Annotated in this window: 13 protein-coding genes; all 13 read left to right on the top strand. The window is 65.0% G+C overall.

Annotated features, from left to right (window positions below):
* Nucleotides 1–454, top strand: a 454-nt coding sequence (locus tag ACR652_RS16425; protein WP_434507552.1) for a hydrogenase small subunit, incomplete at its 5' end; no start/stop codon positions are given.
* A gap of 58 nt (nt 455–512) precedes the next feature.
* The gene (locus tag ACR652_RS16420) at nt 513–2,303 is read left to right on the top strand and encodes a nickel-dependent hydrogenase large subunit (RefSeq protein ID WP_434507551.1); all 1,791 of its coding nucleotides are present in this window, start codon (nt 513–515) and stop codon (nt 2,301–2,303) included.
* A 10-nt stretch (nt 2,304–2,313) separates the two neighbouring features.
* Nucleotides 2,314–3,042, top strand: a complete 729-nt coding sequence (gene cybH / locus ACR652_RS16415; RefSeq protein ID WP_434507550.1) for a Ni/Fe-hydrogenase, b-type cytochrome subunit — start codon at nt 2,314–2,316, stop codon at nt 3,040–3,042.
* Nucleotides 3,039–3,608 (top strand): HyaD/HybD family hydrogenase maturation endopeptidase, encoded by a 570-nt coding sequence (locus ACR652_RS16410; RefSeq protein WP_434507549.1) that lies wholly within the window; start codon nt 3,039–3,041, stop codon nt 3,606–3,608. Before cybH ends, ACR652_RS16410 begins: the two co-directional genes overlap by 4 nt.
* Before the next feature lie 31 nt (nt 3,609–3,639).
* Nucleotides 3,640–3,843, top strand: a complete 204-nt coding sequence (locus tag ACR652_RS16405) for a hypothetical protein (protein WP_434507548.1) — start codon at nt 3,640–3,642, stop codon at nt 3,841–3,843.
* Between the two features lie 6 nt (nt 3,844–3,849).
* Complete coding sequence (locus ACR652_RS16400; RefSeq protein ID WP_434507547.1) at nt 3,850–4,152, top strand: HypC/HybG/HupF family hydrogenase formation chaperone; 303 nt, start codon at nt 3,850–3,852, stop codon at nt 4,150–4,152.
* A 10-nt stretch (nt 4,153–4,162) separates the two neighbouring features.
* The gene (locus tag ACR652_RS16395) at nt 4,163–4,606 is read left to right on the top strand and encodes a hydrogenase accessory protein (protein WP_434507546.1); all 444 of its coding nucleotides are present in this window, start codon (nt 4,163–4,165) and stop codon (nt 4,604–4,606) included.
* The gene (locus ACR652_RS16390; protein WP_434507545.1) at nt 4,603–5,454 is read left to right on the top strand and encodes a hydrogenase expression/formation C-terminal domain-containing protein; all 852 of its coding nucleotides are present in this window, start codon (nt 4,603–4,605) and stop codon (nt 5,452–5,454) included. The genes ACR652_RS16395 and ACR652_RS16390 overlap by 4 nt, the downstream gene beginning before the upstream one ends.
* Nucleotides 5,451–5,657, top strand: coding sequence for a rubredoxin (locus tag ACR652_RS16385; RefSeq protein WP_434507544.1), 207 nt, complete (start codon nt 5,451–5,453; stop codon nt 5,655–5,657). Before ACR652_RS16390 ends, ACR652_RS16385 begins: the two co-directional genes overlap by 4 nt.
* Nucleotides 5,650–6,144: a [NiFe]-hydrogenase assembly chaperone HybE gene (gene hybE, locus ACR652_RS16380; protein ID WP_434507543.1), complete on the top strand. Its 495-nt coding sequence runs from the start codon at nt 5,650–5,652 to the stop codon at nt 6,142–6,144. The genes ACR652_RS16385 and hybE overlap by 8 nt, the downstream gene beginning before the upstream one ends.
* The gene (locus tag ACR652_RS16375) at nt 6,141–7,214 is read left to right on the top strand and encodes a nickel-dependent hydrogenase large subunit (protein ID WP_434507542.1); all 1,074 of its coding nucleotides are present in this window, start codon (nt 6,141–6,143) and stop codon (nt 7,212–7,214) included. Before hybE ends, ACR652_RS16375 begins: the two co-directional genes overlap by 4 nt.
* Nucleotides 7,207–7,548, top strand: coding sequence for a hydrogenase maturation nickel metallochaperone HypA (hypA, locus tag ACR652_RS16370; RefSeq protein WP_434507541.1), 342 nt, complete (start codon nt 7,207–7,209; stop codon nt 7,546–7,548). The genes ACR652_RS16375 and hypA overlap by 8 nt, the downstream gene beginning before the upstream one ends.
* Nucleotides 7,548–8,483 carry a hydrogenase nickel incorporation protein HypB gene (gene hypB, locus ACR652_RS16365; protein WP_434507540.1) on the top strand — a complete coding sequence of 312 codons (936 nt, stop codon included), beginning with the start codon at nt 7,548–7,550 and terminating at the stop codon, nt 8,481–8,483. Before hypA ends, hypB begins: the two co-directional genes overlap by 1 nt.

Raw genomic sequence — 8,483 nt, 5'->3', positions numbered from 1 at the left:
GCCGGAACTCGATCGCCAGGGCCGGCCCAAGATGTTCTATTCCCAGCGCATCCACGACAAATGCTACCGGCGGCCGCATTTCGACGCCGGCCAGTTCGTCGAGGACTGGGACGACGAGGGCGCCCGCAAGGGCTATTGCCTGTATAAGATGGGCTGCAAGGGGCCGACGACCTACAACGCCTGCTCCGCGGTGCGCTGGAACGGCGGCGTCTCCTTCCCGATCCAGTCCGGCCACGGCTGCCTCGGCTGTTCGGAAGAGGGGTTCTGGGACAAGGGACCGTTCTACGAGCGGCTCTCGACGATCCATCAGTTCGGCGTCGAAAAGAACGCCGACGAGATCGGCTTGACGGCCGTCAGCGTCGTCGGCGCCGCCGTCGCGACCCATGCGGCCCTCACCGCCGTGAAGCGCGTCACGGCGAAGGGCGCGGAGGCCGAAAAGGCCGGGCCGCACTGAATCCATTCTCTTTCGGCCGCCTGGCTTCCGTCGTGGCGGCGCTACAGGAAATTTCGTCATGGGCATCCAGACTCCCAACGGCTTCAATCTCGACAACACAGGCAAGCGCGTCGTCGTCGATCCGGTCACGCGCATCGAGGGTCATCTCCGCATCGAAGTGAATGTGGATGACAACAACGTGATCCGGAACGCCGTCTCCACCGGCACCATGTGGCGCGGCATCGAGGTCATCCTGAAGAATCGCGACCCGCGCGACGCCTGGGCGTTCACCGAGCGGATTTGCGGCGTCTGCACCGGGACGCATGCGCTGACCTCCGTGCGCGCGGTGGAGAACGCGCTGAACATCAGCATTCCCGAGAACGCCAACTCGATCCGCAACATCATGCAGCTCACGCTGCAGGTGCACGACCACCTCGTGCATTTCTACCATCTGCACGCGCTCGATTGGGTCGATGTGGTGTCGGCCTTGTCCGCCGACCCGAAGGCGACCTCGGCGCTCGCGCAGTCGATCTCGGCGTGGCCGCTGTCGTCGCCCGGCTACTTCAAGGACCTTCAGACCCGCCTGAGGAAATTTGTCGAGTCGGGCCAGCTTGGGCCGTTCAAGAACGGCTATTGGGGGCATCCGGCCTACAAGCTGCCGCCGGAAGCCAATCTGATGGCCGTGGCGCATTATCTGGAGGCGCTCGACTTCCAGAAGGACATCGTCAAGATCCATACGATCTATGGCGGCAAGAATCCGCATCCCAACTGGCTCGTCGGCGGCGTGCCTTGCGCCATCAATGTCGATGGGACGGGCGCGGTTGGCGCGATCAATATGGAGCGGCTCAACCTCGTTTCGGAGATCATCGACCGCACGGTTCAGTTCGTGGAGCAGGTGTATATCCCCGACCTCATCGCGATCGCCGGCTTTTACAAGGACTGGCTGTATGGCGGCGGGCTCTCCGGCAAGAGCGTGATGAGCTATGGCGACATCCCCGAACACGCCAATGATTACTCGGCGGAGAGCCTGCTGCTGCCGCGCGGCGTCATCCTGAATGGCAATCTGAACGAGGTGCTGCCGATCGACCACGCCGATCCCGAGCAGATTCAGGAATTCGTGCCGCATTCCTGGTATAAATATCCGGACGAGAGCAAGGGGCTCCATCCCTTCGACGGCGTCACCGAGCCAAACTACAAGCTCGGTCCGAACGCCAAGGGCACGCCCACGAATATCGAGTCTCTCGATGAGGGCGGGAAATATTCCTGGATCAAGTCCCCCCGCTGGCGCGGGTCCGCGGTCGAGGTGGGTCCGCTCGCGCGCTATGTCATCGGCTATGCGCAGGGCAAGCCCGAATTCAAGGAGCCGACCGATCGGCTTCTGCAAGCTCTGGGCGTTCCCGTGACCGCGCTCTTCTCCACGCTCGGCCGCACGGCGGCGCGCGGGCTCGAATGTCAATGGGCGGCGCACAAGCTGCGATATTTCCAGGACAAGCTCGTCGCGAACATCAAGGCGGGCGACAGTTCGACCGCCAATATCGACAAATGGGAGCCGAAGAGCTGGCCCAAAGAGGCGAAGGGTTACGGCTTCACGGAGGCGCCGCGCGGCGCCCTGGGGCACTGGGTCAAGATCAAGGACGGCAAGATCGACAATTACCAGTGCATCGTGCCGACGACCTGGAACGGCAGTCCCCGCGATCACAAGGGCAATATCGGCGCCTTCGAGGCGTCGCTGATGGACACGCCGATGGCGGATCCGCAGAAGCCGCTGGAGATTCTGCGCACGATCCACTCCTTCGACCCGTGCCTGGCCTGCTCGACTCACGTGATGAGTCCCGACGGGCAGGAAATGACGTCCGTGAAAGTCCGTTGAGGAGGCGCGCATGTCCGAAGCCTTTCCGATCCCCGGGGTGCGCGACGCGCATGGCGCGCGCGCGGTCCGGCGCCAGAGCGTGTATGTCTACGATGCGCCCGTTCGCATCTGGCACTGGGTGAACGCCGCCTGCATTCTCGTCCTTTTCGTGACGGGCTATCTCATCGCAAGCCCCTTGCCGAGCATGCCCGGCGAAGCCAGTCAGAGCTTCGTGATGGGCTATGTGCGGTTCGCGCATTTCTCGGCGGGACAGGTCCTCGCCGCGGCTTTCCTGTTGCGAAGCTGGTGGGCCTTCATCGGCAGCCCGCATTCGCGCCACATTTTCTTTGTCCCACTCTTCGACGTGATCTATTGGTCCGAAGTCTGGCACGTCGCGAAGTGGTATCTGTTCATGGCCCAGCAGCCCAAGAAATACGTCGGACACAATCCGCTCGCCCGGCTGCTGATGTTCTCGATGTTTACAATTCCACTCGTCTTCATGATCGTCACCGGCTTTGCGCTGTATTCGGAAGGCGAGGGGATCGACTCGTGGCAGCACAAGGCGTTCGGCTGGGTGTTCGCGATCTTTCCGAACAGCCAGGACGTTCACACCCTGCACCATCTCGGCATGTGGACGCTCGTCGTCTTTTCGATCCTCCACATCTATGCGGCGGTGCGCGAAGACATTGTGAGCCGGCAGAGCATCATTTCGTCGATGATCTCCGGCGAGCGCAATTTCAAGGATGATTCGGCCGAATGACTGTCGCCCGCACGCCTCGCATTCTCGTTCTCGGAATTGGCAACATCCTTTGGGGGGATGAGGGGTTCGGCGTGCGGGCCGTCGAGTCGTTTCACCGTCGTTTCGTGACGCCGGAGAATGTCACGATCCTGGATGGCGGCACGCAGGGGCTTTATCTTGTGCAGTTTGTCGAGGAGGCCGATCGCCTTCTCGTCTTCGATGCAATCGATTACGGCCTCGAGCCGGGCGCGCTGAAGGTCGTACGCGACCACGAAGTGCCCAAATTCACCGGATCGAAGAAGATGAGTCTGCATCAGACTGGGTTTCAGGAAGTGCTCAGCGCCGCCGATCTGCTCGGCCGCTATCCTGAAAAGCTCGCGCTGATTGGCTGCCAGCCGCTGGATCTCGAAGACTGGGGTGGTCCTTTGACCGACCCCGTGCGCGCCGCCATCGCCCCTGCGCTGGACGCCGCCGCGAGCGTCCTCGCGGAATGGGGTGTCGCGCTTCAGGCCCGCGTGGCGGAGGAGTCCTTCGCGCCGCTGCTGTCGAACGACATCGATCATCGCCGCTACGAGGGACGCGCCTGATTCGGCGCGGTTTGAAAGAAGGGGGTCCGCCTTGAAAACGTCTATCTATAGTCTGCTCGTCCTTCTGTCGTCGCAGGCCGCCGAGGCCCATCCTGTGGAGGGCCTGCACACGCATCTGGCCTCCGACCCGTCATTGCCGGTTCATCCCGCCATGGTGCTTGCGGGCGTTCTGACGTGCTGGGCCGTCTACGCGGTGGTCGTGGAGAAGATCGCCGCGCGGCGCATGGGCGCTTAATCAGCCATGTGCCTGGGCTTTCCGATGACGGTCGTCTCCGGCGACGCCTTGCAGGCGATCTGCGCCCGCAAGGGGGAAACGCAGATGGTTTCCATGTTGCTTGTCGGCGAACAGCCGGCCGGGGCGCGCGTCCTCGTGCACCTCGGGTCGGCCATGCGCGTGCTCGATGAAACGGAAGCCGACGCGATCGACGCCGCGCTCGATGGCCTGTCGGCCGCGCTCAACGGCGCAAGCTTCGAGCATTTCTTCGCGGATATCATCGACCGGGAGCCCGAGCTTCCCGAACATTTGCGAAGCCGGACCGAGTAGGGAGACCCTCATGTCGTCGCAGCTATCCAGCCTTCTGGCCCGCGCCGGCGTCCCGACCGTGGACGAGAGCACGGCGGCGGAAATTCTGGGCGCCGTCGAGGCGCGGGAACCCTGGTTGCTTCTCTTCGCCGGCGATCCTGTGCAGCGTCCGGAGGTTCTGGATGTGGCGGTGATCTTCGCGGAGCTGCTCAAGGCCTTTCGCGGGCGTCTGCAGGGCGCCGTCGTGGCGGCGGGGGCGGAGAAGGCGCTCGGCAAGATCTATCAGGTTGACGTTCTGCCCTCTCTGGCGGTGATCCGCGGCGGCCAGACGATCGGCGTCATTCCGCGCATTCGCGACTGGTCCGAATATATCGAGAGGATCGCGAGCTTGCTGGAAGCGGACGTGGCTTTGCCTGTGAAACCTCAGGGACCTCGCGTCGAGATCACTTATTCTCATAAGGGAGCGGAAGCGTGAAGGCGGGGTTCTGGATCGCGCCGGAGGGCGCCGAGGAAACGGTCAAGATCCTGCCGATCGGCGCCGACGACGACCTCGACCGGCGAAGGAAGGCGAATTTTCTCGCGACGAAATCGGCGGAAGAGCTGATCGCCCGCTGTCCGGGCGTCGCGAGCCTGCTGCCTCAGGTCGCGGAGGCGCTCGCGCGCCAGAAGGCGCGGGAGCCGGGCCGTCTCTTCGACATCACCGATCTTCCGGACGACGACCGTGAACTCGTTGCGCAAGTGCTGGGCGAAGGCGAGGTTTCCGGCGTCGCGGCCTTGACCGATGGCGTTGTCGCACAGATCGCGGAATCGGTGATGGCCGGCCTGTGGCGTGTGCGCTTCACAAACGCGGCGGGCGCGCTGGTGGCGGATTATCTGGAAATCGCCGCGATCCCGCAGGTCGTGCGCAAGGCGGCGGAACTGACGCGCACGAGCCTCGCGTTCGGCGAGCCGCCGGAGGGAGCGATGAACGTCATGCCCCTGCTTGCGGAGATCGAGACGCGGATGGCCGCCCATCGACCTGGCGAGCCGGGCCATGTCATCACTTTTTCACTGTTGCCGATGAATGAGATCGACATGGCCTTCTTGCAGCACACGCTCGGCGACGGTCCCGTGCGGCTGGTGTCTCGCGGCTATGGCGCCTGCCGGGTGCATGCGACAGGCGCGAGAAGCGTCTGGTCGGTGCAGTTTTTCAACTCCATGGACACGATCATTCTCGATACGCTGGAAATTGGCGACCCGCCGCTGGCGGCCTGCGCGGCCGACGAGGATTTTCAGGATTCCGCCGAGCGGCTGCGGGAGATTTACGAGGCTTATTTCCTGTGAGCTTCGAGAATTTCGGTCCCGCCAGCGCCTCCCCCGACGACCGCTTCGAATGCGGCGTGTGCTGGAGCGTCTATGATCCGGCCGAGGGCGACGCCGTCTGGCAGATACCCTCCGGCACGCCTTTTTCCGAACTGCCGGAGGAATGGCGCTGCCCCCATTGCGACGCGCCACGCACGCGCTTCATGAGAGTGGATCATGGATGACGCCGCCGCCCGCGTCGTGGGCGCTCGGCTCGCCGAGCTGTATGCGCGGATCTGGGCCGGGCCGATGCGCGACGTGCCGATTTGCAACGAGGCGCTCGGCGTCGAGGCGGTGGGTTTCCGCGCCTATGGCGACGCCGCCATCGGGATTGTCGTCACGCCCTGGTTCATGAATCTCGTCGTGGTGGACGCGTCGGGGCAGGCGTCGCAGATCAGGTCGGGCGCGGTCGTCTCTGTCAAACTGCCGGCCGGCGAGGTGGATTGCGTCGGTGGCTGGCTCGACGATTTCGGGCCGCTCCGGTCCTGTTCGCTGTTCTCGCCCATGTTCGAGTTTTCCGACATGGCGTTTGCGCGTGACGTCGCTGTGGAGGCGATGACGGCGTTCTTTACGCAGCCGGCGCAGGAAGAGGCTCCGCGCGACTCGGTTGGGCTGGATCGCCGCGCGCTGCTTGGCGGGCGGCTCAGCCGCGAAAAAGAGGCACGGCCGTGAGCGGTCCGTTGCATCCGGGGGCGATCCGGATCAGTGTCCAGGGCGACGGGCAGGGGCGCGTGGCGGACGTTTGCCTCCAGTCGAGCAGACCGGCGGGCGCGACGCGCCTGTTCCTCGGACGGCCGGCGCAAGGCGTTCCCACATTGGCCGGCTCCCTGTTCAGTCTCTGTGGATTGGCCCATGGGGCCGCCGCGCGGCTGGCTCTTTCCGCCGCGGCAGACGATCCGCCCATGGGAGCGGATCGGGGCGCCGGCGTGGCGGCCGAACGGCTCGTCGAAACCTTGCGCGCGACGGCGCTCGGCTGGCCGAGTCTCTCGCTGAACATGTTGACGATCGCTGGCCCGCTGCGCGATGCGATGACGGCCGCGCGGGCGCTGAACGCGGGCGGAGCGTCTTTCGATCCCGCTCGGGCGCTCGAGACTCTGGAAAAGGCCGTCGCGGCTTTCGGGCTGGGCTCCGACAGGCCGGCGCCGGGGAGCTTCTTCGACGCCATGCTCAGCGAAGCGCGCTCGGAGCGGATTGCGCGGGCAGTGGCTCCCGATGCGCTTGTGCCGGCGGATGACATGACGGTGATCCACGCGCTGCGGGCGGGGGGCGCGCGATTCGCGGCGGCGCCGGTCTTGTCCGACCGGGTCGTCGAAACGGGGCCCTTCGCGCGTCACTGGCGCGAGGCGCGGGACGAGGACTCAGGCCTCGCGGCCCGGCTTGCCGCGCGCTTCGCGGATATCAGGGAGGCGCTCGCCATGTTGCGCGCCGCCGTGCGAGGCACGGACGCGGGGCTTTGCAGCGCCGGGCGAACAGGAGAGCGAGAGGGCTATGGCGCGGTGGAGACCGCGCGCGGACGGCTCTATCATTGGGCGCGGCTCGACAAGGATGGCCGTGTTCTGGACTATGAGATGCTCGCGCCCACGGAATGGAATTTCCACCCCGAAGGACCGTTCGTCGCCGCGTTGAAGGGGGTGGACATCAGCGCGCGCGACATGGCGCTGCGCCGCGTCGGTCGCCTTGCGGCGCTTTTCGACCCCTGCGTGGCGTTTGAAGTGGAGTTGCGGGAGGCGGCTCTTGCATGAGATGGCGCTCACCGAAAGCATTGTCGACATCATCTGCGAGGAGGCGTCGAAGCAGGGCTTCGGCAAGGTGCGCGTCGTGCGCCTGCGGGTCGGCGCCATGGCGCATGTCGAACCCGAGGCGCTGAGATTCTGCTTCGACGCCGTGTCGCGCGGCACTGTCGCGGAAGGCGCGACGCTGGACATCCTGCGCGCGCCGGGCGAAGGTTGGTGCTTCGACTGCGCCAGGACCGTCGCGATGGGCGAGCGTTTTGGCGCCTGTCCCGAATGCGGCGGGCGGCGTGTGCAAATGACGTCGGGCGACGAATTGCGCATCGAGGAACTGGAGGTCGACTGATGTGTACGGTTTGCGGCTGCGGAACGGCCTCGGTGGAGGGGCAGGCGAAACCCGGCGAGGAGAAGCCGCAGGAGGCTGGGCGCCATCGCCATGACCATGCGCATGATCATGCGCACGGCGATTACCATCACGACCACCATCACGATCATCCCGGTCATGCGCATGGCGGAGATCATGACCATACGCACGGCGAGGGCGTGATTGATTTTGGCGCGAGTCTTTCGGGCGTGCATGTTCCTGGCCTGAGCCAGGAGAAAATCGTCCGTATCGAGCGCGACATCCTCTCAAAGAACGATGCGTACGCGCGCCAGAACCGGGCGTTCTTCGCGCACGAGGGCGTGCTGGCGCTGAATTTTGTGTCGAGTCCGGGCTCGGGCAAGACGACGCTGCTGGTGCGCGCGATTGCCGATCTCATGGCGAAAATGCCGATCGCGGTGATCGAGGGCGACCAGCAAACCTCCAATGACGCCGAGCGCATTCGCGCGACGGGGGCGCCGGCGATCCAGATCAACACGGGCAAGGGCTGTCATCTCGACGCCCATATGGTCGGGCATGCGCTCGAAACGCTGGCCCCGCAAAAGGGCGGCGTGCTGTTCATCGAGAATGTCGGCAATCTCGTCTGCCCCGCCGCTTTCGATCTTGGCGAGGCGCACAAGGTCGTGGTGCTCTCCGTCACCGAGGGGGAGGACAAGCCGCTCAAATATCCGGACATGTTCGCCGCCGCCGATCTCATGCTGCTCAACAAGTCCGACCTCCTGCCGCATCTCACCTTCGATGTCGGCAAATGCCTCGCCTATGCGCTGCGCGTGAACCCGAATTTGCAGACGCTTCTCGTCTCGGCGCAGACGGGAGAGGGCATGGAAGCCTTTTACGCCTGGATCGAAGCGCGCGCCGCGCGGGCGGCTTCGGCGGCGGGCGCGGCGAAGACCGGGTGA

Origin of the sequence: Methylocystis sp. (assembly GCF_051061225.1) — a bacterium.
Lineage (GTDB): Bacteria > Pseudomonadota > Alphaproteobacteria > Rhizobiales > Beijerinckiaceae > Methylocystis.
Note: the sequence above shows the minus strand (reverse complement) of the source record. Positions and strands in the feature narration are given on the sequence as shown.

Coding starts and splice junctions, on each gene's coding strand:
- ACR652_RS16420 (WP_434507551.1), top strand. CDS start 513: ATGGGCATCCAGACTCCCAACGGCTTCAATCTCGACAACACAGGCAAG.
- cybH (WP_434507550.1), top strand. CDS start 2,314: ATGTCCGAAGCCTTTCCGATCCCCGGGGTGCGCGACGCGCATGGCGCG.
- ACR652_RS16410 (WP_434507549.1), top strand. CDS start 3,039: ATGACTGTCGCCCGCACGCCTCGCATTCTCGTTCTCGGAATTGGCAAC.
- ACR652_RS16400 (WP_434507547.1), top strand. CDS start 3,850: ATGTGCCTGGGCTTTCCGATGACGGTCGTCTCCGGCGACGCCTTGCAG.
- ACR652_RS16395 (WP_434507546.1), top strand. CDS start 4,163: ATGTCGTCGCAGCTATCCAGCCTTCTGGCCCGCGCCGGCGTCCCGACC.
- hybE (WP_434507543.1), top strand. CDS start 5,650: ATGGATGACGCCGCCGCCCGCGTCGTGGGCGCTCGGCTCGCCGAGCTG.
- hypB (WP_434507540.1), top strand. CDS start 7,548: ATGTGTACGGTTTGCGGCTGCGGAACGGCCTCGGTGGAGGGGCAGGCG.